Source organism: Roseibium sp. TrichSKD4 (assembly GCF_000148725.1).
In the GTDB taxonomy this organism is placed as follows: domain Bacteria; phylum Pseudomonadota; class Alphaproteobacteria; order Rhizobiales; family Stappiaceae; genus Roseibium.
The window spans coordinates 90,873-115,101 of record NZ_GL476310.1 but is presented as its reverse complement, the minus strand read 5'-3'; the positions used below and the strand labels follow the sequence as shown (position 1 = coordinate 115,101).

Annotated in this window: 22 protein-coding genes; 7 read left to right on the top strand and 15 right to left on the bottom strand. The window is 55.6% G+C overall.

Going from position 1 to position 24,229, the window contains the following annotated elements; genetic code table 11:
- Window positions 1-2: 2 nt before the first annotated feature.
- The 5 genes from TRICHSKD4_RS06275 to TRICHSKD4_RS06255 form a co-directional block, all read right to left on the bottom strand.
- Window positions 3-887, bottom strand: coding sequence for a F0F1 ATP synthase subunit gamma (locus TRICHSKD4_RS06275; RefSeq protein WP_009466634.1), 885 nt, complete (start codon window positions 885-887; stop codon window positions 3-5).
- A gap of 32 nt (window positions 888-919) precedes the next feature.
- Window positions 920-2,449 (bottom strand): F0F1 ATP synthase subunit alpha, encoded by a 1,530-nt coding sequence (atpA, locus tag TRICHSKD4_RS06270; protein ID WP_009466633.1) that lies wholly within the window; start codon window positions 2,447-2,449, stop codon window positions 920-922.
- Window positions 2,449-3,009 (bottom strand): F0F1 ATP synthase subunit delta, encoded by a 561-nt coding sequence (locus tag TRICHSKD4_RS06265; protein WP_009466632.1) that lies wholly within the window; start codon window positions 3,007-3,009, stop codon window positions 2,449-2,451. The genes atpA and TRICHSKD4_RS06265 overlap by 1 nt, the downstream gene beginning before the upstream one ends.
- Window positions 3,010-3,307: 298 nt before the next feature.
- On the bottom strand, window positions 3,308-3,673 hold the full coding sequence (locus TRICHSKD4_RS06260; RefSeq protein ID WP_009466631.1) for a DUF1428 domain-containing protein: 366 nt from the start codon (window positions 3,671-3,673) through the stop codon (window positions 3,308-3,310).
- A gap of 64 nt (window positions 3,674-3,737) precedes the next feature.
- Window positions 3,738-5,936, bottom strand: a complete 2,199-nt coding sequence (locus tag TRICHSKD4_RS06255) for a primosomal protein N' (RefSeq protein ID WP_009466630.1) — start codon at window positions 5,934-5,936, stop codon at window positions 3,738-3,740.
- 167 nt (window positions 5,937-6,103) lie between these two features.
- Between TRICHSKD4_RS06255 and fsa the strand changes: the two genes are divergently transcribed.
- The 3 genes from fsa (at window position 6,104) to rpsU (ending at window position 8,232) form a co-directional block, all read left to right on the top strand.
- Entirely contained in the window at window positions 6,104-6,757 is a 654-nt protein-coding gene (fsa, locus tag TRICHSKD4_RS06250) for a fructose-6-phosphate aldolase (RefSeq protein ID WP_009466629.1), read from the top strand.
- Window positions 6,758-6,876: 119 nt separating this feature from the next.
- Entirely contained in the window at window positions 6,877-7,839 is a 963-nt protein-coding gene (locus TRICHSKD4_RS06245; protein ID WP_009466628.1) for a tyrosine recombinase XerC, read from the top strand.
- Window positions 7,840-8,010: 171 nt separating this feature from the next.
- The gene (gene rpsU, locus TRICHSKD4_RS06240) at window positions 8,011-8,232 is read left to right on the top strand and encodes a 30S ribosomal protein S21 (RefSeq protein WP_009466627.1); all 222 of its coding nucleotides are present in this window, start codon (window positions 8,011-8,013) and stop codon (window positions 8,230-8,232) included.
- Here the strand turns inward: rpsU and TRICHSKD4_RS06235 are convergent.
- Window positions 8,229-8,762, bottom strand: coding sequence for a GNAT family N-acetyltransferase (locus TRICHSKD4_RS06235; RefSeq protein WP_009466626.1), 534 nt, complete (start codon window positions 8,760-8,762; stop codon window positions 8,229-8,231). The genes rpsU and TRICHSKD4_RS06235 overlap by 4 nt on opposite strands.
- A 100-nt stretch (window positions 8,763-8,862) precedes the next feature.
- Here TRICHSKD4_RS06235 and TRICHSKD4_RS06230 point away from each other — a divergent pair, with 100 nt between their 5' ends.
- The 3 genes from TRICHSKD4_RS06230 (at window position 8,863) to TRICHSKD4_RS06220 (ending at window position 10,724) form a co-directional block, all read left to right on the top strand.
- Window positions 8,863-9,273 (top strand): hypothetical protein, encoded by a 411-nt coding sequence (locus tag TRICHSKD4_RS06230; protein ID WP_009466625.1) that lies wholly within the window; start codon window positions 8,863-8,865, stop codon window positions 9,271-9,273.
- Between the two features lie 90 nt (window positions 9,274-9,363).
- Window positions 9,364-9,588, top strand: coding sequence for a hypothetical protein (locus tag TRICHSKD4_RS06225; RefSeq protein ID WP_139051992.1), 225 nt, complete (start codon window positions 9,364-9,366; stop codon window positions 9,586-9,588).
- Between the two features lie 179 nt (window positions 9,589-9,767).
- Window positions 9,768-10,724, top strand: a complete 957-nt coding sequence (locus TRICHSKD4_RS06220; protein WP_009466622.1) for a metallophosphoesterase — start codon at window positions 9,768-9,770, stop codon at window positions 10,722-10,724.
- Between the two features lie 9 nt (window positions 10,725-10,733).
- Here the strand turns inward: TRICHSKD4_RS06220 and TRICHSKD4_RS06215 are convergent, their stop codons facing one another.
- Window positions 10,734-11,405, bottom strand: a complete 672-nt coding sequence (locus tag TRICHSKD4_RS06215; RefSeq protein WP_009466621.1) for a cation transporter — start codon at window positions 11,403-11,405, stop codon at window positions 10,734-10,736.
- A gap of 88 nt (window positions 11,406-11,493) precedes the next feature.
- Here TRICHSKD4_RS06215 and TRICHSKD4_RS06210 point away from each other — a divergent pair, with 88 nt between their 5' ends.
- On the top strand, window positions 11,494-11,913 hold the full coding sequence (locus TRICHSKD4_RS06210; protein WP_009466620.1) for a helix-turn-helix domain-containing protein: 420 nt from the start codon (window positions 11,494-11,496) through the stop codon (window positions 11,911-11,913).
- A 494-nt stretch (window positions 11,914-12,407) separates the two neighbouring features.
- Here the strand turns inward: TRICHSKD4_RS06210 and lpdA are convergent, their stop codons facing one another.
- The 8 genes from lpdA to zapE form a co-directional block, all read right to left on the bottom strand.
- Complete coding sequence (gene lpdA / locus TRICHSKD4_RS06205; RefSeq protein WP_009466618.1) at window positions 12,408-13,811, bottom strand: dihydrolipoyl dehydrogenase; 1,404 nt, start codon at window positions 13,809-13,811, stop codon at window positions 12,408-12,410.
- 77 nt (window positions 13,812-13,888) lie between these two features.
- Window positions 13,889-14,503, bottom strand: a complete 615-nt coding sequence (locus tag TRICHSKD4_RS06200; RefSeq protein ID WP_009466617.1) for a LysE family translocator — start codon at window positions 14,501-14,503, stop codon at window positions 13,889-13,891.
- A 125-nt stretch (window positions 14,504-14,628) separates the two neighbouring features.
- Window positions 14,629-16,143, bottom strand: a complete 1,515-nt coding sequence (gene odhB / locus TRICHSKD4_RS06195) for a 2-oxoglutarate dehydrogenase complex dihydrolipoyllysine-residue succinyltransferase (RefSeq protein WP_009466616.1) — start codon at window positions 16,141-16,143, stop codon at window positions 14,629-14,631.
- Window positions 16,144-16,212: 69 nt separating this feature from the next.
- Window positions 16,213-19,197: a 2-oxoglutarate dehydrogenase E1 component gene (locus tag TRICHSKD4_RS06190; RefSeq protein WP_009466615.1), complete on the bottom strand. Its 2,985-nt coding sequence runs from the start codon at window positions 19,195-19,197 to the stop codon at window positions 16,213-16,215.
- A 210-nt stretch (window positions 19,198-19,407) separates the two neighbouring features.
- On the bottom strand, window positions 19,408-20,316 hold the full coding sequence (gene sucD, locus TRICHSKD4_RS06185; protein ID WP_009466614.1) for a succinate--CoA ligase subunit alpha: 909 nt from the start codon (window positions 20,314-20,316) through the stop codon (window positions 19,408-19,410).
- Window positions 20,316-21,515: an ADP-forming succinate--CoA ligase subunit beta gene (gene sucC, locus TRICHSKD4_RS06180; protein WP_009466613.1), complete on the bottom strand. Its 1,200-nt coding sequence runs from the start codon at window positions 21,513-21,515 to the stop codon at window positions 20,316-20,318. Before sucC ends, sucD begins: the two co-directional genes overlap by 1 nt.
- A gap of 69 nt (window positions 21,516-21,584) precedes the next feature.
- Window positions 21,585-22,547: a malate dehydrogenase gene (mdh, locus tag TRICHSKD4_RS06175; protein WP_009466612.1), complete on the bottom strand. Its 963-nt coding sequence runs from the start codon at window positions 22,545-22,547 to the stop codon at window positions 21,585-21,587.
- A gap of 187 nt (window positions 22,548-22,734) precedes the next feature.
- Window positions 22,735-23,877 carry a cell division protein ZapE gene (gene zapE / locus TRICHSKD4_RS06170; protein WP_009466611.1) on the bottom strand — a complete coding sequence of 381 codons (1,143 nt, stop codon included), beginning with the start codon at window positions 23,875-23,877 and terminating at the stop codon, window positions 22,735-22,737.
- Between the last annotated feature and the right edge of the window lie 352 nt (window positions 23,878-24,229).

Below are 24,229 nucleotides of genomic sequence, written 5' to 3'. Positions count from 1 at the left end.
CGTCAGAGCGCTTCCGCGCCTGCGATAATTTCAATCAATTCTGTCGTGATCTGAGCCTGACGCTGGCGGTTATAGCTGATCGTCAGTTTGTCGATCATCTCGCCAGCATTGCGGGTCGCATTGTCCATTGCGGACATACGTGCGCCTTGCTCAGAAGCTGCATTTTCAAGAAGCGCCCGGAAGATCTGAATGGAAATGTTGCGAGGCAACAAGTCCGCCAGAATTTCTGCTTCATCCGGCTCGTACTCGTAAATCGCGGCTGCACCGGTCTCTGCATCACCCTCGGAAGCTTCGAAGCTTGCCGGAATGAGCTGCTGAGCGGTTGGCACTTGGCTGATCACAGATCTGAATTCGGAGTAGAACAACGTACAGACGTCGAACTCACCGGCATCGAACATGGAAAGCACTTCCCGGCCGATTTCATCAGCGTTACCGAAGCCGACGTTTTTCACGTCGCGCATTTCGATGGTCTTGATGACGTGGCTTCCGAGATCGCGCTTCAGGGAGTCAAACCCCTTTTTGCCGACACACAGAATTTTCACCGTCTTGCCTTCAGCGATCAGGCTACGGGCCTTTTCGCGAGCGAGCTTGGCAATGTTTGAGTTGAAGCCGCCGCACAGGCCACGTTCGGCTGTGGCAACGACGAGCAGATGCACATCGTCCTTGCCACTACCAGCCATCAGCTTCGGCGCATCGTCGCGGCCCTCAAAGGCCACAGCTAGATTGGCCAGCACCTCTCCCATGCGTTCCGCATAGGGTCGGGCGGCCTCCGCAGCTTCCTGTGCACGACGCAGTTTAGCCGCGGCCACCATTTGCATGGCCTTGGTGATTTTCTGCGTCGCTTTTACAGAAGCGATACGGTTTCTTAGGTCCTTCAGGCTCGGCATGGCCGCCCCTGCTCCTTATCCCGACTCAGGTCTTAGGCGAAGTTCTTTGAGAACTGGTCCAGCGCAGCTTTCAGCTTGCCGGTCAGGTCGTCATCAAGGGCTTTCTTGTCCCAGATGGCGTCCAGAAGTTCTGCATGTTCTCCACGAAGGAAAAGCAGCAGGCCTTCTTCGAACTCACCAACGCGCTCAACCGGCAGGTTATCCAGATAGCCGTTCACGCCAGCATAGATGACGCAAACCTGTTCCTGGGTTTTCAGTGGCGAGAACTGAGGCTGCTTGAGCAGTTCAGTCAGGCGCGCACCCCGGTTCAGAAGCTTCTGAGTTGTGGCATCAAGATCAGAACCGAACTGAGCAAAAGCCGCCATTTCGCGGTACTGCGCCAATTCACCCTTAACCGGACCAGCAACCTGCTTCATCGCTTTAATCTGAGCGGAAGAACCCACGCGGGACACCGACAGACCGACGTTAACAGCCGGACGGATACCCTGATAGAACAGGTCGGTCTCAAGGAAGATCTGCCCATCGGTGATGGAGATCACGTTGGTCGGAATAAAGGCCGACACGTCGTTACCCTGAGTTTCAATGACCGGAAGTGCAGTCAGAGAACCGGCACCATGATCTTCATTCAGCTTCGCAGAACGCTCGAGCAGACGGGAGTGCAGGTAGAAAACGTCACCCGGGAAAGCTTCACGTCCTGGCGGACGGCGCAGAAGCAGAGACATCTGGCGATAAGCAACAGCTTGCTTTGACAGGTCATCGTAACCGATCACGGCATGCATGCCGTTGTCACGGAAGAACTCACCCATCGCGCAACCGGAGAACGGTGCAAGATACTGAAGCGGTGCCGCATCAGAAGCGGTCGCAGCGATCACGATGGAGTAATCCAGAGCGCCGTTGTCTTCCAGAACCTTCACGAACTGAGCAACTGTGGAGCGCTTCTGACCGACAGCAACATAGATGCAGTACAGCTTGTTGCCTTCGTCGTTGCTCGCATGCAGCGGCTTCTGGTTCAGGAATGTGTCAAGAATGATCGCGGTTTTACCGGTCTGACGGTCACCAATGACAAGCTCACGCTGACCACGACCAACCGGGATCAGGGCGTCAATTGCCTTGAGACCAGTGGACATCGGCTCATGCACGGACTTACGCGGCAAAATGCCAGGCGCCTTAACGTCCACGCGGCGCATCTCAGCGTCCTTGATCGGACCCTTGCCATCAAGCGGATTGCCGAGCGGATCGACAACGCGGCCCAAAAGCCCCTTACCAACCGGGACTTCCACGATGGCGCCAGTCCGCTTGACTGTGTCGCCTTCTTTAATGTCACGGTCAGAACCGAAGATAACAACCCCGACGTTGTCTTCTTCAAGGTTCAAGGCCATACCCCGGATACTGCCCGGGAATTCGACCATTTCACCAGCCTGAACATTGTCCAGACCATAAACACGGGCGATACCGTCACCGACCGAAAGCACCTGACCGACCTCAGAAACTTCGGCTTCCTGGCCGAAGTTCTTGATCTGGTCCTTGAGGATGGCGGAAATTTCCGCGGCCCGAATATCCATCAGCCGACCTCTTTCATCGCGAACTTGAGTGAATTGAGTTTTGTACGCAACGACGTGTCGATCATGCGGGAACCGACCTTGACCACGAGGCCACCGATCAGAGCAGGATCGACCGACGCTGCAACATTTACTGATTTCCCACGGGAGGCAGCCAGAGCCTCCTTGAGGGCTGCGACATGCTCATCAGATAGCGGAGCGGCCGAGACGACCTCAGCGGTTTCTTCACCGCGCTTTTCCGCCAGCTGAGCCTTGAAGGCCTTGATCATGCCGGGAAGAACGAAGAGACGCCGGTTTTTGGCGGTCAGCTTCACAAAATTAGCGGCGAGGCCAGAAATGCCTGCCTTGTCGAGAAGTGCAACAAGCGCAGCAAGCTGCTCTTCCACACTAAAGGCAGGGCTTTTAACGAGACGGTCGAGATCTGTGCTTTCATTGAGGAAGCCCTCAACTTTGCGAAGATCCCGCTCCACGTCGGCAGTCACACCTTTTTCCTCGGCTAGTTCGAGGAGGGCGGATGCATATCGTTGTGCCACGCCGGATACGAGAGATACGTTGTCAGTCACCAGGTCCGAGCTCTCTGACGTTTTTCAGGCCCGCAAAACAGCAAGTGTCCGCAAGGCATTGAAAAAATGAATGATTTCAGGGTCAGAAGGTATGACGGATAAACCGTTCCCCCAAAGCCGCGCTTCCATTAGCACAGGGTTTTCAAGTGTGCAACTTCACCAAATGGCCGCAGACCCCGATTTTTGGCGTTTTTTGGGCTTCAGCTGCATAAAATGCCCCAAAATCGGCAATTTTATCAGCGCTTGGGACTCTTTCGTCTAACCCTGATATTTATTCTGCTTCCTTTCGGATGGCACCTTATGCGGTTTGATCGAGAATGGGCTCAAAGCCGCCGAACATCATCCGCTTTAGGCTAAATATCTCGTCAGCATTGGGCATGATTTCGCCCCAGCGTGGGTCATCCTGCATTTTTGCCATCGCAGCATCTGCGGTTTGTTTGTCTGGCCAGACAATCCAAGAAAACACGACCGTTTCGTCCGGTTCCTTTTTGACAGCCATTGGGAAAGACGTCACTTCGCCATCGGGCACAGTGTCACCCCATCCCTCGCAGGAACTTACCGCACCATACTCCTTGAAAAGCGCCCAAGACTTTTCGGCAATATCTTTATAGCCCGCTTTTTTTGCCGTCTTTACCGGTGCCAAGAATCCTTGAATGTAAGTCATAGACTGCTCCAGCCGTGTCATTAGGCATTTGCCCAACAAACCTCAACCAAATGAGCCAAGACTACTACATGAAATGTTGCGGATCGATGTCGATCTGGACGCGCAAGCCTTTTACAGGTTTCGGCGCTTCGGAAAGCCACGCGCGGATGTAGCCTTGTAAGTCAATCTGGCGAGGCGCAAGCGCCAGCAGTCTGTAGCGGTGACGACCGCGCACCATAGCCAACGCTGCCTCTGCTGGCCCAAGTATGGTAATTGCCTCGTGCATTGGAGCCGTTCTTAATATGGCGCGTGAATAGCCTTCCGTGAAAGCCTTGTCCGGTCCAGAAATCACCAACGCTGCCAACCTGCCAAATGGCGGTAAGCCTGTTGCCTGCCGGGCCTCAATCTCTGCATTATAAAAGGCATCACGATCAGACGACAAAAGCGCCTTAATAACCGGATGATCTGGCGCGTAGGTTTGCAAGAAACCTGCGCCATCACCGGTAACCCGCCCGGCCCGGCCCGTCACCTGCGCCAGCAGTTGAAAGGTTTTTTCAGCTGCTCGGGGATCTCCGTGAGCAAGGCCGAGATCCGCATCAATCACACCAACAAGTCGCATTTTGGGGAAATTGTGCCCCTTTGCCACCAGCTGCGTGCCAATAACAATGTCCGCCCCACCTTCCTCAACAACCTTCATTTCACGGCGAAGGCGATCTGGTCCACCTTGAATATCGGAGGAGAGCACCAAAGTGCGCGCTTCGGGAAACAGGCCTGAGACTTCTTCAGCAATTCTTTCCACACCCGGTCCACAAGCGACCAGCGAATCGGTGGATGAGCACGACGGACAGGCCTCTGGAACAGATTCGGAATGGCCGCAGTGATGACAGTTAAGCCGCTTCTGGAAGCGATGCTCCACCAGCCACGCACTGCAATGTGGGCACTGGAATCGGTGGCCGCATTTTCGGCACAGGGTCAGCGGCGCATATCCACGCCGATTCAAGAACAAAAGTGATTGTGCGCCGTCTGCAAAGGCGGAGCGAATAGCATTGAGCAGTGGCGGCGCGATCCACCGTCCGCGTTCAGGCCCTTCGGCGCGCATATCAACCGCCTGAAGGTCCGGGAGGGCCGCGCCTGATGCACGATCAGGCAGAATGAACCGATTGTAGCGCCCCTGCTCGGCATTCACCCGACTTTCAACCGAGGGTGTTGCAGATGCCAGAACCACAGGGAACTTGGATATATGACCGCGCACGACCGCCATGTCTCGCGCGCTGTATGGCACCCGATCATCCTGCTTGAAGGCCGTATCATGCTCTTCATCAACCACGATCAACCCAAGCTCAAGAAATGGCAGGAAGAGCGCAGAGCGGGCTCCAATAACGACCCGGACATCGCCACTTGCCACGCCGCGCCACACCCGCGCTCGCTTTTTTGGGGTGATTTCCGAATGCCATTCGGCGGGATAAACACCGAATCGTTGCTCGAATCTCCTTAGAAACTGTTCGGTCAGCGCGATTTCCGGCACCAGAATCAAAGCTTGCTTGCCGCGCTTCAGGGCCTCGGCAATCGCCTCGAAATAGACTTCTGTTTTTCCAGAGCCCGTGACCCCATCGATGAGGCTAACGCTCGCACCCTTTTCGAAAGCTGCCCGAATCCCGTCAGCTGCTTTTTTCTGAGTTTCGGTTAGATCAACGCGTGCATAGTCAATGTCCGGTTTGGGCAGTGGCGGTGCGGCTGGCATTTCAACAACTTCCAAAACGCCCTGCTTCAGCAACCCATCAATGACGGAAACGCTCACGCCTGCTGCGTGCGAAAGACCGCTCTTTGTCCAGGCAAAACCGTCTTCCATCGTTTCCAGAACGCGGGCACGGGCGGGCGTTTTTCGGTCTGGCTCCATTCCCGCCAAACGCCGCACACCGGCAATCGGCGTTTCCGGTTCCAATGCCTCTTCGGATCGAAGCACCATACGCAAAACCATTCCCGGTGGTGCCAATGTCCAATTGGCGACCCAATCGATGAACTGGCGAAGCTCCGCATCCAGAGGTCTGGTCTCCTCAAAAATACGGCTAATTTCCTTCAGCTTTTTCGGATTGATCCCGGCATCCGGCGTCACATCCCAAACCGCTCCGATCACCTCTCTGGGGCCAAGCGGAACCTTGACGATTGTGCCCGGACACACATGTGCCCCTTTCGGCACGCGGTAGGTATAAGCTGTTGGTACTGCGACTGGCACCAGCACACTGGCAATTGTCTCTGTGTCATCTTCCAAATCGTCAAACAGCACGTTTCACCTGGCTGGCTTGCCCAATCGCAGGGCGTGGTCCGGTCAAATTATCGAATCGGGGTTCAGCTTGCGCCCATCCTAAGGTAAAGAGGCGCCGAAGCATGAATTAATGCCGGATCGTTCACTCCGGCACCAGCGACGAGCCTTGGCTCAAGGGAGTGCACCTCATGAAATTTTTTGTCGATACAGCCGACACCGCCGAAATCAAGGAATTGGCTTCTACCGGTCTTCTGGACGGCGTGACAACCAATCCGTCACTGATCGCCAAGTCTGGCCGTCAATTCAAGGAGGTCATCGCTGAAATCTGTGAGATCACCGATGGCGATGTGTCCGCAGAAGTGGCCGCGACCGACTTTGAAACGATGATCAAGGAAGCCCATGAGCTGAAAAAGATTGCCGACAATGTCGTGATCAAGCTCCCGCTGACATTTGATGGCCTGAAGGCGTGTAAGCAGCTGACGGACGAAGGCACCAAGACAAACGTTACTCTTTGTTTTTCCGCCAATCAGGCGCTTCTCGCCGCCAAGGCAGGTGCAACCTACATCTCACCATTTATTGGCCGCCTCGACGACATCAACCTTGATGGTCTGGAGCTGATTCAGGAAATCCGTGATATCTATGACAATTACGGCTTCGAAACGCAGATCCTCGCTGCGTCCATCCGGACCGCGAATCATGTCAAAGACTGTGCGCTCATCGGTGCTGATGTTGCGACCGTGCCGCCAGCAACCTTGAAAGCGTTGGTGAAACACCCGCTCACGGACAAAGGCCTTGAGGCTTTCCTTGCAGATTGGGCCAAGACGGGTCAGAGCATTCTCTGATAGACGTTTCGCCGAACACCACTTGCAGCGCCGGCAATTTGTCGGCGCTTTTTTCTTTCCACCTCAGCATTGCTGCCATTGTTAACGTCCCGGTGGTCTTCGCGGTGTAGAATCGCCTGATGACTTCAACGGACACTGATTCATTTCGCATACACGCCCAGCCGGACCTCAACACCGCGCTGGGGGCTTGGCTGGATCATCTTGCAGATGAACGTCGCTTGGCCGACAAAACGCTTGTGTCCTATGAACGAGATGTCAGGCAGTTTCTCCGTTTTCTAACTGGGCACCTGGGCGGTGCGCCCTGCGTCAAGGATTTGGGTGAGCTTCGCCCGGCCGACTATCGCAGTTTCTTGGCAAAACGCCGTCAGGCCGACAAGGCAGGCAGTCGATCCTTGGCAAGAGGCCTCTCCGGGGTTCGGTCTTTTCTTCGGTTTCTTGAAAAACGCGGAGAGCTCAATGCCGCTGCCATCGGCGCAGTCAGGCCGCCGCGAATCGCGCAATCTCTTCCAAAGCCGCTAACCGTTCCGGATGCTGAGGAAATTGTTTCCGGTGACCTTGGCCTTGAAAGCGAAACCTGGATCGAAACTCGAAACATGGCGGTGCTCACGCTTTTATATGGCTGTGGTCTTCGCATTTCCGAAGCCTTGTCATTGACGGGCCGGACCGCTCCCAAAGGCGATGCCCGCACCATGCGCATCACAGGAAAAGGCGGAAAAGAGCGGCTCGTTCCAATGTTGCCGGTCGTGACTCAGGCAATTGAGACGTATATCGCCCAGTGCCCTTACCCGATTACAGCAAACGGGCCGCTGTTTCTGGGTGCGCGGGGCGGAGCCCTCAACCCACGCCTTATTCAAAAGGCAATGGAAAAAATGCGCTCTGCATTAGGCCTACCGGCCAGCGCCACGCCCCATGCTCTGCGACATTCGTTTGCCACCCATCTTCTGGCAGGCGGCGGCGACCTCCGCACAATTCAGGAGCTGATGGGCCATGCCAGCCTGTCCAGCACGCAGATTTATACCCAGATCGACAGCGCCTCCCTTTTGGCCGCATACGACCGCTCACACCCCAGATCCGGCTCATGAGCCTTTCTGGCCGCCAAAAAAGTGTACTTCGCAGCGATTTACCGCGAAAAATGGGGTGCATTTTTGAGAAAAGCTGCTATCTTGCGACCCCAATTCACGGTCGGGATTCTCGGCCGCAATCAACGGTGCCTGCCAGTCAGTTGTTCGCACCGGCAAATGTCAGGAGATAACTTGCAAGTCCTCGTCCGCGACAACAACGTCGAACAAGCTATTCGTGTACTGAAGAAGAAATTGCAGCGGGAAGGCGTCCTGCGCGAAATGAAGTCGCGTCGGAATTACGAAAAGCCGTCCGAAAAACGTGCCCGTGAAAAGGCTGAAGCTGTCCGTCGCGCCCGCAAGGCTGCACGCAAGCTCGCCCAACGCGAAGGCCTAATTGCAGGCAAGAAGCGCTAATATCGCGCCTCCCCATTTGGAAGACGATATACGTTCCGGGTGAGACCATCCGGAAATCTTTCGCGGGCCATGCGTTCTCCCCCAAGGCGTAGAACCAGTGCCCGCGCAGCTTTATTTTTATCATTCATGTGTGTTTCCACGAGGTCCCAGCGATAAACGTCATAAGCATGACGGATCGCCAACCGGGACGCCTCGACTGCCAGTCCCTTGCCTCGGGCCTCCGGCAACAACCACCATGTCAGCTCGCGTCGTGGCCAGCCTTCGGGCCATGCAAAACCGCAGGCCCCAACGCACGTTTGCGTTTCCTTGTCTTCAATGGCCCATACCCCATACCCGCGTAAGTGCCAGTGACCGATCTGCGCCGCCAGCACGCGCCAAGCCTGTCCATCCCCCATCGGACCGCCATAAAAATGAGAGGCCTCGCCATCTGCGAAAAAGGATTGGTAGGCTAGGAAATCAGAGGCTGTTGGTGCTCTTAAGGTCAGGCGCGCGCCTTCAAGGCGGGGGATCTCAACAGATTGTTCCGGCATGATATACTCTGGGCTGCAATTGGAATTGGCGGGCTAATTAAGCTTGCGTAAACTGTCCGCCTCCATGGTGACAAGGGCAATGCCCCAGAGGCGATCCAAAATGCGTGTATTTCTTTTTGCAGTTCTTTTGTTTTTCCTGATGGCCCCGGCCAAGGCGGAGGGCCGTATTTACTGCCCGTTGCCGGAAGACGGTATCTGGATCAACGAGAATGCCAAAGCCAAGCAAATTTCCCGGATCGAAATAGAGACCAAGTGCGTGGACGACACTGTGCAAGCCCGCATGCGCGCTTTCACAAAATGCATCCCTCGTGATTGCAAATGGGGGTGGAACAAAGCAGAGCTGCGCGACTATGGCGGTTTGCGCTCTGATCTTATGGGATTTCTCACAGCCAAAGTGCTGTTTGTGCGAAACTTTCAGGGGTATCTAGACGTTCGGCTTATTGAAGTACCGCATGACCCAAACCTGCCGCAGTCTGAAGAATCTTACACTCTGACCCGGGCCAAACTATAAGCACCGGGTCCGAATTCCCTTGCCAGCCTGCCGATTTCCCGTAGGATTTGCACTGTTGCCCTTAAGGTGCCCTTGATAGAGGAGGCGGAAATGCGCGTGGTCTCGAAGTCTCTTGCCGCGATTGCTGTAATCGCGTTTGCGACAGCACCGGCAATGGCATGCCCTTGGAATTCAGCAAAATCAGAAAAGATGACTGTTGCTGATGTTCCAATGGAACCCGATGGAGATGTATCCATCGCAACCAACGATCTGAGCGATGAAGCGCTGAAGAAGTTGAAAGTGCTGCCAGCGGAAAAACCGGAAGATAGCAAATAAAATCGGTAGGCAATCGACCCCGACTTCAAGACCCGCCGTGTGGCGGGTTTTCTTTCACCTGTATACCTCTTCAAATGTGGCATGACTTTCCGAGAATTGCCGTCATCTTACCCCAACCGCATCATGCGCCCGCCGAATTGCCTCCTTAGCATCTTCTGGATTGAGAAGGGGCAAAACCGATGTTTACACGACGCACAATTTTAAAAGGAATGGGTCTTGCTGCGCTTGGCGCTTTGAGCGCCCCGGCCTATGCCGTCGGCATTGAGCCCTTCCGGCTCAATATAAAACGCCACGCCCTCACCCCACCGCGATGGCCCAAAGGGCTAACTGTCCGCGCTGCCTTGATCACCGATCCTCACATTTGCGACCCATGGATGGGCCTCGACAGGGTTCGCTCGATTGTCTCTCAAACCAATGCATTGGGACCAGACATCATCCTGATGCTCGGGGATTATGTTGCCAGTCACAAATGGCAGTATGAACCGATAGAGCCGCAGGCTTGGGCGGACATCTTTGGCGACCTCCGCGCCCCGCTCGGCGTTCATGCCGTGCTCGGCAATCACGACTGGTGGGACGACAAGGATGCCCAACTAACAGGGTATGGCCCCACCAAATACGGCCAAGCTTTGATCAATGCCGGTATCCCGCTCTACCAGAATAGAGCAACCCGCCTCAGCAAGGACGGCCATTCCTTCTGGCTTGCCGGATTGGATGATCAATTAGCCCTTTATCCGAGCAGGCGCGCGAAACGCAAAAGCTGGCGCGGGCTGGATGATCTTCCGGGCACTTTGGCGCAAGTGACGGATGACGGCCCCATCCTGTTAATGGCGCATGAGCCGCGCATTTTTCGTGAAGTGCCCGAGCGGGTTAGCCTGACAGTAAGCGGCCACACCCATGGTGGTCAGGTCAATTTTTTCGGCTATCGCCCGGTGAAACCAACGCCGCTTGGCAAGCACCGATGCTATGGCCACATCATCGACCGCGAAGGGACCCGCATCGCTCGCCATCTTGGCATCGAAAGCGAGCCAAGACATCTTATTGTCTCAGGAGGTCTCGGCTGCTCTATCGTCCCGGTCCGCTTCGGTGTTCCGCCGGAAATAACCTTGGTTGAACTCGGGTCAGAACTGGTTGCGTGATCCGACTACTCACAATCGCGAATGACCTTGGTGATCGGCATGGTCGTGACTCTCTTCGCCTTCCCCGCCGCTTCGAAATTCGCGATAGCCATGCACAAGGATCTGGCTGGCGGATTGCAAGAACAAAGCTGACATCAGACCGGCCACTATCAAATCCGGCCAGGCTGTCGTCGTGCCCCAGACGCCAAGCGCTGCCAGCATGACAGCGACATTGCCGATGGCGTCATTGCGTGAACACAGCCAGACAGACCGCACATTCGCGTCGCCCTCCTTGTAGCGCACCAGAATGAGCACGCTGGCGACATTGACGGCCAGCGCAAGAAAGCCGATCACGCCCATTACGCCCGCCTGCGGAACACCCAGCACCAGCACCTGATAGATTGTTGAACTGGCGACCCAAAGCCCCATCAGCAACAAACTGACCCCTTTGGCGAGCGCCGCTGTTGCCCGCACCTTCAAGCTTGCCCCGATCACCGCCAGGGAAATGCCGTAAGTGACCGCATCGCCAAAAAAATCCAGCGCATCGGCCTGCAGCGCCTGTGATCCAGCGGCCTTGCCTGCGATCATTTCGACAACGAACATCGCGGCATTAAGAAAGATCACCAGCCAAAGGCGGCGGCGGTAATCGGCAGACACGCCGTCAAAGCTGGCGTTGTGATTGTGTCCGCAACTTGCTCCCATTTCGGGCTCCAGTCTTGTGGTTCAATTTCGACTGTCCCATCTTGTAGTTGCTATAGCGACTATAGGTTCAAGAGCTAAAGTGAGAAAAATGGATTTTTCAATCGGAGACCTTTCCCGGCGCACCGGCGTGAAAGTGCCGACCATCCGCTATTACGAGAAAGAAGGCTTGATCGAGGAGCCGATCCGCACCGAAGGCAACCAGCGCCGCTACACGGAACGGGATCTGGAGCGCCTGACCTTCATCCGCCATGGCCGCGACCTTGGTCTGCCGATGATGGCTATCCGTGAACTTTTAGACCTGAGCAGCCACCCAGACGCCCCTTGCGCTGACGCGGACCGTATTGCCAGCGAGCAGCTTCAAAACATCCGCACGCGCATCGCCCAGCTACAACGTCTTGAGGCCGAACTCCTGCGCATCACCCAAAGTTGCACCGGCACCCACGCCATCGCCGACTGCAATGTCTTGAAGGCGTTCGGCGATCACCGGCTGTGCAAGGGGGAGCATTAAGGGAGCCTAATCACACTGAAGCGTTGACCGATCCTCCATGGGTCATCCCACGGCTTGACCGTGGGATCCATAGCGAATTCTATCGACTAGACAAGGAGTTGGCTGAATCACGGAATGGATCACCGGATCAAGTCCGGTGATGACCGCAGACGGGTTGAACTCGTCGGTTGAGGGACCCGAAAAGGTGCTGGTTGGCGTCATGTACTTCAGAGAAACCCTCTCTCGCACCCAGCGTTATCCCCGACTTGATCGGGGACCCAATATGCCACTCAGTTTGGCACCATGGCGCCGGGTTTGCTATGAGGCAGAGAGCTCGTTGCTCCCTTCCTTGTGCTCTGGAATTCAATGGATCCCCGATCAAGTCGGGGATGACGCCTGAACAAGGGGAAATTTCCGAGCCCTACCGGGACGACGCTGTGGGGAGCCCTCAAAAACAACCAAAAAACCCGGAGCGGAGCCCCGGGTTTAGAAACTTCATAAACGTCCTGAAAAACTCAGGAATGGATCGGCTTGGCAAAGACGGCCATGGCGGCTTCTTTAACAGCTTCCGACATGGTCGGGTGCGCGTGGCAAGTGCGGCCGAGATCTTCGGACGAGCCGCCGAATTCCATCAGGACAGCGGCTTCGTGGATCATTTCACCAGCGCCAAAGCCGATGATGTGAACACCGAGCACACGGTCTGTTTCAGCGTCAGCCAGAACCTTGGCAAAGCCGTCGGTCGCATTCATGGCACGAGCGCGACCATTTGCGGTGTAGGCGAATTTGCCCGCCTTGTAATTGACGCCAGCTGCCTTCAGCTCTTCTTCTGTCTTGCCCACAGAGGCAACTTCCGGCTGGGTGTAGACCACGCCTGGGATGACATCATAGTTTACATGCGGCTTTTGACCGGCCAGAAGCTCGGCTACGGCAACGCCTTCGTCTTCCGCCTTGTGGGCCAGCATCGGGCCTACGACCACATCGCCAATGGCGTAGATGCCATCGACATTAGTCTTGAAATGCGCGTCGATGGCAACACGTCCACGGTCATCCAGCGCAACCCCTGCACCCTCAAGACCGAGGCCTTCTGTGTAAGGACGGCGACCAATCGCGACCAGCACCACATCTGCATCCATCACTTCTGCGTCCCCGCCCTTGGCAGGTTCGACAGAAACGGCAAGGCCCTTGCCCTTTTTCTCAACGCCGGTGACCTTGGAGGAGAGTTTGAACTTCATGCCCTGCTTTTTCAGGATGCGGTTGAAGTTCTTGGAAACATCGCCATCCATCGGCCCAAGGATCTTATCCATGAACTCCACGACGGTGACTTCTGATCCAAGACGGCTGTAAACAGAGCCAAGCTCAAGGCCAATCACACCGCCGCCAACGACAACCATTTTGCCCGGAACCTTTTCCAGTTCCAATGCGCCGGTGGAGGACACGATTTGTTTTTCGTCTATTTCGACGCCCGGCAGCGGCATCACATCGGAGCCGGTGGCAATCACGATGTTTTTGGTGCCGAGTGTCGATGTGGACCCGTCTTCAGCGGTCACTTCGACTTTGCCCTGACCCAGAACTTTACCGGTGCCGGTGTGAACGTCGATCTTGTTCTTTTTCATCAAGAAGGAGACGCCGCTGACATTGGCATCGACTACATCGGTCTTGTGCTGCATCATCGCGCCAAAATCGAGCTTCGGCTTGGAAACCTTGATGCCCAGCTTTTCAAAGCCGTGACCGGCTTCATGGAACATTTCAGAAGCATGCAGCAGGGCCTTGGACGGGATACAGCCAATGTTCAGGCAGGTGCCGCCGAGTGTGGCGCGTTTTTCAACTACAGCCGTCTTCAGGCCGAGTTGCGCTGCCTTAATCGCACATACATAGCCGCCCGGGCCGGTGCCAATGACGACAAGATCATATTGGGCCATTTTCGATCCCTTTTGCCTTTTTATCTCGTTTCCTGCAGCCAGGTGGCCGCGAATATCAAATTCAAATCGAGGCCTGATCAGCGTTCGCTGAAGGCCAGTCGAACACCAAAGCCTGCAAAGGTTGCCGCAATGGACCGTCGCATCCATTTGAGGACGCGCTCACTGCGCAGCACCTTGTCTCCGACAGCTGCCGCGAACTGGCCGTAGATGATAAACACACCGAATGTCATTGCCATAAATGTTCCGCTCATCGCCAGCATCTGGGCGGTTTCCGATCCGCTTCCCGGAACGATGAACTGAGGAAGAAACGCCAGAAAGAACACGGTCAGCTTTGGATTGAGAACGTTGATCAGGGCACCGGATGTGGCAATGCCCCAAAAGCTTTTCCCGCTGGCGCGGTCGGCTTTCAGGTCCATCGGGCCGCTGTCACGCAAGGTTTGCCAAGCCAGATAAAGAAGATAGGCCACCCCGGCATATTTCACCGCCTGAAACACCAGCGCGCTGGTATGCATAAGAGCCGAAAGGCCAACCAGCGACGCCAGAATGGCAGGCACGATGCCGAAGGTGCAGCCGAGAGCGGCGGCGAGAGAAGCCTGCCGCCCCTTACCGAGCCCGACCGCAACCGTATAGACCACGCCAGTGCCAGGTATCAGCACGACGATAAAGGCCGCGATCAGAAACTCGATGCTCATGCCATTTTCCTTCTTCGATCAGTCAGATATCTCATGACAGCATGAGATATCCAAAACCTGACCTTCGCCAAAGCGAAAGGGTATCCAATCTGGATTCCCATATCGCTACTGGCGTGATTCTGACCTTAAAGGTCGAGGACCAGACGTTGTGGATCTTCGAGGCTTTCCTTGACGCGAACAAGGAAGGTCACAGCTTCTTTGCCATCAACAATCCGGTGGTCATAGGAAAGCGCCAGATACATCATCGGGCGGATAACAACTTGACCGTTCACAGCCATCGGGCGTTCCTGAATCTTGTGCATGCCCAGAATACCGGACTGCGGGGCGTTCAGGATCGGTGAGGACATCAGCGAGCCGTAGACACCACCGTTTGAGATGGTGAAAGTACCGCCGGTCATGTCAGCCATACCGAGCTTGCCGTCCCGCGCCTTGCGGCCAAGGTTCCCGATTTCCTGCTCAACTTCTGCAATCGACATCTGATCCGCATCGCGAACGACCGGAACCACAAGACCCTTGTCTGTGCCAACCGCAACACCAATGTGGCAGAAGTTCTTGTAGATCATGTCTGTGCCGTCGATCTCGGCGTTCACAGCCGGGATTTCCTTCAACGCATGGCAGACAGCCTTGGTGAAGAAGCCCATGAAGCCGAGCTTGACGCCGTGTTTCTTCTCAAACAGGTCCTTGTACTGCTTGCGCAGCTCCATGACCGGGCCCATGTCCACTTCATTGTAAGTGGTGAGCATGGCAGCGGAATTCTGAGCATCTTTCAGACGGCGCGCGATGGTTTGGCGCAGCTTGGTCATGCGAACGCGCTCTTCACGCACTTCATCGTCCGCTGCAACCGGACCACGCGGGACAGCCGTTGCGGCAGGTGCTGGTGCGTTAATACCAGCCGAAGCAGCTGCAATCACGTCGCCCTTGAGAACCTGACCGCGCTTGCCGGACCCGACAACCTGATCAGCGGCGATGTTCTTCTCGGCAATCATCTTGGCAGCGCTTGGTGCTGGCGGCATGGACGTGCCGGACGCAGCAGGAGCCGGGGCCGCAGCTGGAGCGCTGACAGCAGCCGCAGCAGCTGAGGCGCCTGCACCGGACGTATCGATTTGGCAAAGAAGAGTGCCTGGCTCAACAGTTGCGCCGGTTTCAGCGGCAATCTTCACGACCGTGCCTGCAACAGGGGCCGGAACTTCCTGAGCAGCCTTGTCGGTTTCCAGTTCAACGAGCGTGTCATCGGCTTTGACAACGTCACCAACCTTCACGCTCCATTCGCCAACTTCGGCCTCAGTAACAGATTCACCAGCGCTCGGGGTCACAACGTCAACAACATTACCGCCAGCGGCAGCTGCTGGAGCAGCCGGGGCTTCTGCAGCTGCCGCGGCAGCAGGAGCGGTAGCTGCACCAGCGCCATCTGCGATCTGGCCGAGCAGAGCGCCAACTTCGACGGTGTCGCCTTCGTTCACGACAATGCTTTCAAGCGTTCCAGACGCAGGCGCTGGAACTTCAACGGTGACCTTGTCGGTTTCAAGCTCAACAATCGGTTCGTCCGCGGTAATCGCGTCGCCCGGCTTCTTGAACCATTGCGCAATGGTGGCTTCGGATACGGATTCACCCAAAGTGGGCACGCGGATTTCGGTTGCCATGGTTGCCTTCTCTTAAACTTAGCCTTGGCCAAAAACGGTTGGGGGCAGGTTCTGCCCCCAATTCAATCATCAGTCGGAAAATGTGTCGTCCAGGAACGCCTTGAGCTGCGCCTGGTGCGCAGACATCAAGCCGGTCGCGGTCGAGGCCATCGCATTACGGCCGGTGTAACGCGGACGTTTGACCTTGTGAGCGATCTGGTCGAGCACCCACTCGATATACGGCTCCGCAAAGAACCAACTGCCCATGTTCTTCGGCTCTTCCTGACACCAAACAATGTCAGTCGCGTTCTGGAATCGGTTCAGCTCATGAGTCAGAGCTTTTTTAGGAAACGGGTAGAGTTGCTCGACACGCATCAGATAGACATCATCGATGCCGCGCTTTTCACGCTCTTCCAGTAGGTCAAAGTAGACCTTGCCCGAACATAGGACTACACGGCGGATCTTGTCGTCGGCCACCAATTTGGTTTCAGATGTTCCCATTTCCGCGTCATCCCACAGGAGACGGTGGAAAGTGGAATCCTCACCAAGTTCGGATAGCTTGGACACAGCCCGCTTGTGACGTAGCAGTGACTTCGGCGTCATCAGGATCAGCGGCTTACGGATATCCCGCTTCAGCTGACGGCGTAGAATGTGGAAGTAGTTCGATGGCGTCGTACAGTTTGCGACCTGCATGTTGTCTTCCGCGCACAGCTGGAGGAAACGCTCCAAACGTGCCGAAGAGTGTTCAGGCCCTTGGCCTTCATAGCCATGGGGCAGAAGACAAACGAGACCTGACATGCGCAGCCATTTGCGTTCACCGGACGAGATGAACTGGTCAAACAGAACCTGAGCGCCGTTGGCAAAGTCACCGAACTGGGCTTCCCACATGGTCAGAGCGTTTGGTTCGGCCAGCGAATACCCATACTCAAAGCCCAGAACCGCCTCTTCCGAGAGCATCGAGTTAATCACCTCGTAGCGCTCTGCGCCCTCACCCACATGATTGAGAGGAATGTAGCGGCTTTCATCTTCCTGATCGTACAGAACGGAATGGCGCTGCGAGAACGTGCCACGTTCACAGTCCTGACCGGACAGGCGAACCGGGTGGCCCTCTTTCATCAGGCTGCCAAAAGCGAGCGCTTCTGCCGTTGCCCAATCGAGGCCCTCACCTGTTTCAATCATGCGTTCACGGTTCTTCATGAAACGCGCGATTGTGCGGTGAATGTTGAAGCCTTCCGGCACATGCGTCAGCGCGCGGCCCAGCTCCTTGAGTTCAGCCATAGGAATACCGGTCTGACCGCGACGCGGATCATCTTCATCCTTGGCACGCTTCATTCCAGACCATTTACCGTCCAGCCAGTCTGCCTTATTCGGCTTGAACGCATCTCCGGAATCAAATTCGCCGTCCAGATGCGTCCGCCACGCAGCTTTCATCTGATCGACTTCTTCAGCCGACACGACGCCTTCCTTGAGCAGGCGATCAGAGTAGAGCTGGAGGGTTGTCTGATGCTTGCGGATCTTGCGATACATGATCGGCTGGGTGAACGCTGGCTCATCACCTTCGTTGTGACCAAAGCGGCGATAACAGATCATGTCGATAACCACCGGACGACCAAAGGTCTGGCGGTACTCAATCGCAACTTTGGCCGCGAAGACAACAGCTTCCGGATCATCCGCATTGACGTGCAGGATCGGAGATTCGATCACCTTCGCCATGTCGGACGGATACGGAGACGAGCGCGAGAAACGCGGGTTCGTCGTAAAGCCGATCTGGTTGTTGATGATCACATGGATCGAGCCACCGGTGCGGTGACCGCGTAGAGCGGACAGCCCAAAACACTCGGCGACAACACCCTGCCCAGCGAATGCCGCATCACCATGGAGCAACAACGGCAGAACGTTTGAGCGATCCACTTCCGTTGTTTCGATGAAACGACCGTCTCTTGCAGAGAGTTGATCCTGCTTTGCACGGGACTTACCCAGCACAACCGGGTTGACGATTTCAAGGTGAGACGGGTTGGCTGTCAGAGACAGGTGAACCTTGTTGTCGTCAAAAATCCGGTCAGACGACGCGCCGAGGTGGTACTTCACATCGCCAGAGCCTTCCACGTCGTCCGGCGCATAGGAGCCGCCCTTGAACTCGTGGAACACAGCCCGGTGTGGTTTGCCCATCACTTGGGTCAAAACGTTCAGGCGACCACGGTGTGCCATGCCAAGGACAATGTCCTTCAGCCCCATCTGACCGCCGCGCTTGATGATCTGCTCCAGAGCAGGAATCAGCGCCTCGCCGCCATCAAGACCAAAACGTTTGGTGCCGGTGTATTTGACATCCAAAAACTTTTCGAAACCTTCAGCCTCGATCAGCTTGTTCAGGATGGCTTTTTTGCCCTGTGCAGTGAAGGCGACCTGCTTGTCCGGCCCCTCAATGCGCTGCTGGATCCAGGATTTCGCAGCCGGGTCTGAAATATGCATGAACTCGACGCCAAGGGTCGAGCAATAGGTCCGCTTCAGGATATCAAGCATTTCCCGGATCGTGGCGTATTCCAGCCCGAGAACGTGATCGATGAAAATCCGGCGATCCCAATCAGCTTCCGTAAAGCCATAAGAAGACGGGTGCAGCTCTTCATGATCACCCTTGCCAGCAAGACCGAGCGGATCAAGGTCTGCATGCAAGTGACCGCGCATTCGGTACGCACGGATCATCATGAGAGCGCGAACGGAATCCCGTGTTGCCTGATGAACTTCGGCTTCAGAGACCGGCTCACCCTTGTCAGCGGCCTTCTTTTTCAGCTTGTCGCCAAGTTTCTGTTCGATTGGGCCCCAATTGCCATCAAACGCGTTGACGAGGTCGCCGCTTGCCTCTATCGGCCAGTCCTTGCGCTTCCACGGAGCGCCACGTGCTTCCTTGAGCACAGCGTCCTTTTCATCTTGAAAAGCGGCAAAGAAATCCTGCCACTCGGCATCGACCGAGTTCGGATCGGATTTGTACTTCGCATAAAGCTCTTCGATATAGGCTGCGTTGGCGCCGTAAAGCAACGACGTCAGTGCGAATTGTTGGTTCGCTTCCTGCCGTGCCATGTCTTTTTAGCGGAGGTTTGCCCCGCCCTTATGTTTCGGCGGGCAAAGGAGGTTTGCCCACACCCGGTTCCTTTTCAGACCAGACATCCGAGGGACGCTGGCCCCCTCAATTCCGAACGTGGCGCGGATCAGTGCGCCACATTCGTATCCTGTCATCTAGGCGGGTCAATCGTAAATAGTTTACGACCAACCCACGCAATTCTTCCACTGTTAGCCTTTCAGGACTTCCAGAAGGGTCTCGCCGAGCTTTGCCGGAGATGGAGAAACCTTGATACCGGCATCTTCCATCGCAGCAATCTTGTCTTCAGCACCGCCCTTGCCACCGGAAATCACGGCACCTGCGTGACCCATGGTGCGGCCTGGAGGCGCTGTACGACCTGCAATGAAACCAGCCATCGGCTTGTTGCGGCCCTTTTTGGCTTCGTCCTTGATGAACTGGGCGGCTTCTTCTTCCGCCGAACCACCAATCTCACCGATCATGATGATGGATTGAGTTTCATCGTCAGCCAGGAACATTTCCAGAACGTCGATGAACTCTGTGCCCTTGACCGGGTCGCCGCCAATGCCCACAGCCGTTGTCTGGCCAAGACCAGCATTGGATGTCTGGAACACAGCTTCATAGGTCAGAGTGCCGGAGCGGGAAACCACACCAACAGAGCCCTTCTTGAAGATGGAGCCCGGCATGATGCCGATCTTGCACTCTTCAGGGGTCAGGATGCCCGGGCAGTTCGGGCCGAGCAGGCGAGAGTTGGATTTTTCCAACCGACGCTTCACCTTGACCATGTCGGCAACCGGAATACCTTCGGTGATGCAGGAGATGAACGGGATTTCCGCATCGATGGCTTCGATGATCGCCGCACCGGCACCTGCTGGCGGAACGTAGATCACGGATGCATCAGCGCCCGTTGCTTCCTTGGCTTCGCCAACGGAAGCGTAGATCGGCAGCTTGGCATCTGCATCAAGGTTGGAGGTCCAGCTTTCGCCACCCTTTTTCGGGTGAACACCGGCCACCATCTGGGTGCCATAGTATTGAAGAGCCTGTTCCGTGTGGAAAGAACCGGTTTTGCCGGTCAGGCCCTGAACGATGATTTTCGTGTCTTTATTGACGAGGATGGACATTATGCGCCCCCCTTCACGGCTTTCACGATTTTCTGGGCGGCGTCGTCGAGGTCATCAGCAGCAATCACGTTCAAGCCGCTTTCGTTGATGATCTTCTTGCCAAGCTCCACGTTGGTGCCTTCCAGGCGCACAACGAGTGGAACTTGCAGACCAACTTCCTTGACCGCAGCCACAACGCCTTCTGCGATTACGTCGCAGCGCATGATGCCACCAAAGATGTTGACTAGGATGCCCTTCACGTTCGGATCAGAGGTGATGATCTTGAACGCAGCCGTCACCTTCTCCTTGGATGCACCGCCGCCAACATCTAGGAAGTTGGCTGGCTCGGACCCGTAGAGCTTGATGATGTCCATGGTTGCCATGGCAAGGCCAGCGCCATTGACCATGCATCCAATGTCGCCATCAAGGGCAACGTAAGCGAGATCATATTTGGACGCCTCGATTTCCTTGGCATCTTCCTCTGTCTCATCGCGCAGCGCCATAATGTCATCGTGACGGAACAGGGCGTTGCCATCGAAGGAAACCTTGGCGTCGAGAACACGCAGACGACCGTCCTTCATGACGATCAGCGGGTTCACTTCCAAAAGAGCCATGTCTTTTTCGACAAACGCTTTGTGCAGGATCGGGAAGAGGGTCATTCCGTCTTCGCGCGCTTGACCGTCCAGCTTCAACCAGTCGCACAGCTGCTTGGCATTTGCTTCTGTCACACCCGTGTCCGGATCGATCGGCAGATTATGGATCTTTTCCGGTGTTTCTTCGGCAACGGCTTCAATGTCCATACCGCCCTCGGTGGACACGACGAAGGCCGGACGGCCGACGGTGCGGTCAACGAGGATGGAGAGGTAAAGCTCGCGCTCGATATCAGCGCCATCTTCGATGTAGAGACGGTTAACGACCTTGCCGCTATCGCCGGTCTGCTTGGTGACAAGCGCGTTGCCAAGCATTTCCTTGGCATGTGAGGTTACTTCCTCCAGCGAAAACGCAAGGCGGACACCGCCCTTTGCATCAGCAGCCAGTTCCTTGAACTTGCCCTTGCCGCGACCACCTGCGTGGATTTGGGACTTTACGACCCAGAGCGGACCTGGAAGCTGCTTTGCCGCTGCCTCGGCCTCGTCGGCGGAGAAGATGGCGACACCCTCTGCGACCGGCGCACCATATTCTTTCAGAACCGCCTTGGCCTGATATTCATGGATATTCATGTGTTCCCCCGTTTTGGTTCGGAGGACCGCCCCAGGACAGGGCGGCCGACTAAAATGTGGCAGTGGCGCTTACGCAAGCGCCGGCTGAATCTTCTTGCAAGCCTCAACCAGACCGTCGACGGATGCAACCGACTTTTCGAACATTGATTTCTCATCGCCGGTCATGTCGATTTCGATGACACGCTCAACTCCGTCAGCGCCGATCACGACCGGAACACCGACATAGGTGTCTTTCAGGCCATATTGACCATCAAGGGCGGCCGCACATGGCATGACGCGTTTTTTGTCTTTCAGGTAGCTTTCGGCCATCGCAATGGCGGAGGAAGCCGGAGCGTAGAATGCGGAACCGGTTTTCAAGAGACCGACGATCTCCGCACCACCGTCGCGTGTGCGCTGAACGATTTCTTCCAGCCGCTCAGATGTGCACCAGCCCATCTTCACCAGATCCGGCAGCGGGATGCCTGCGACTGTGGAATAGCGTGTCAACGGTACCATGGTGTCGCCGTGGCCGCCGAGAACGAAAGCAGTGACATCTTCAACGGAAACGTTGAACTCGTCGGCGAGGAAGTAACGGAAACGGGCGCTGTCAAGAACGCCTGCCATGCCCACAACCTTATTCTTCGGCAGGCCGGAGAATTTCTGCAGTGCCCAAACCATCGCATCAAGAGGGTTGGTAATGCAGATAACGAAGGCGTTCGGGGCGTATTTGGAAATGCCAGCGCCGACCTGCTCCATAACCTTCAGGTTGATTTCAAGGAGATCGTCGCGGCTCATGCCCGGCTTACGAGGAACGCCCGCGGTTACGATGACGACGTCGGAACCTTCGATCGCGGCATAGTCGTTTGCACCACCGAGCTTGGCATCAAAACCGTCAACCGGGGAGCTTTCCGCCAGATCAAGTGCCTTGCCCTGAGGCATGCCTTCCGCAATATCGAAAAGAACAATGTCTCCGAGTTCCTTCAAGCCCGCCAGGTGAGCAAGCGTGCCGCCGATTTGACCTGAACCGATCAACGCAATTTTGTTCCGCGCCATGTCCGAAAGTTTCCCTTTACGTAAGATGGAACTTTGTGCCATCTTCAGATGACTACTGATGGCACTACTCCCTTTGTTTCTCCCGCGCAACCTCGTTAAAAGGATATTGCGCGAGATCGATGCTGCTTTTTTCGAAATATCCTCTTTAAGTAATTTCCCTATACGGAATGCTTCTTAAAAAGTGTGTTCACGTCCTTTCGCCCGCTAGATATGCCTCCGATCGCATTTCGATCAAACGCGATGCCGTACGATCAAATTCAAAGCCTTCAGTCCCCTCAGAGGATTGATAAAGTGCTGTTGGCTCAGCTGCAGCGGATACAATGAGTTTAGTACCCGTGTCGTAGAGCGTATCGATCAAATTGATAAAGCGCTTGGCCTCATTGCGACGCGCCTTATTCATAATCGGAATATCCCGCAGAAACACTGTTCCGTAGGCTTGCGCGATCCGAAGGTAATCGCTTGCCCCCAGCGGCTGCTCGCACAACTCTGAAAATGTGAACCAGGCAGCACCGGCAGCAACCTTACCAACCGGTATTTTTCGCCCCTTGTTCTCTAGCTCTTCTGAATGAGGCTTCACCCCATGGGTCAGACGCGTCCAGAGATCCTCCAGCTTTTCCTGAGCCTCAGCACCGTCGCCAACGACGTAGACCGGTGCACCAGCGAGCTTTTCCAGTCGGTAGTCGGTTTCCGAATCAAGTTTGATGACTTTGGTCTTAGACTTGAGCAGCTCGATGAAGGGAAGGAACAACTGGCGATTGAGACCATCCTTATAGAGGTCTATCGGGTCGCGATTTGACGTTGCAACCACGATCACACCCCGGTCAAACAGCTGGGTGAAAAGCCGTCCCAAGATCATGGCATCTGCAATATCGGTAACCGCAAACTCATCGAAACACAAAAGCCGCGTCTCATCCGCAATTTGCGCTGCGACCGGCGGGATCGGATCATCACCTTTCACCTCACCGTGCTTTAGCTTTTGGCGATACTCGTGGATGCGGTCGTGAACATCGGCCATGAACTCATGAAAATGCGCCCGCCGCTTCCGGCGGATCACGGTGACCTCGAAGAACAGATCCATGAGCATTGTCTTTCCACGCCCAACTCCGCCCCACATGTAGAGGCCTTCAACGGTTTTCCATAGATCCTTGTTGCGACGAAACAACCAGCCGAGAGAACTGGATTTCGAGGCAAGCCGAACTTCGCCAAGTTTGGTGTTCAGGAGATCAAGATGATGGACGGCATCTAGCTGGGCAGGATCTTCGGAAATCTCTCCAGCGGCCACCAGGGCCGCGTAACGCGCAGACAGCGCGCGATTAACCGGAAGGTCCATCTTCAAGAGGTATGCTCCCACATCCGGCGCACGGGATGGAACCTGCCAATCAAGGTTTTCACCGACACCTTTCCCCGCGAAATACGGTCAAAACGCCGCAGATGCAAGGTCAGAATGGCATTCAATGGCTATAAAACTGGAAGACGTGTGGAGCTAAATCAATTTAACCGACTTAGCTCTGCTCCATGAGGACTGCAACTTTACCGTCAAAAATTTTAGAGACAGGACCGCTAAGCTGGCAGGCGAGCAAGGCAACAGTTAGCTCGTCCCTCAACTCTAGCGCTCTTGTCGCCTTGAATGAGATGCGAAAAGTACAGACATCCGCTAAGAACGGTCGCCACAAAGATGAAAA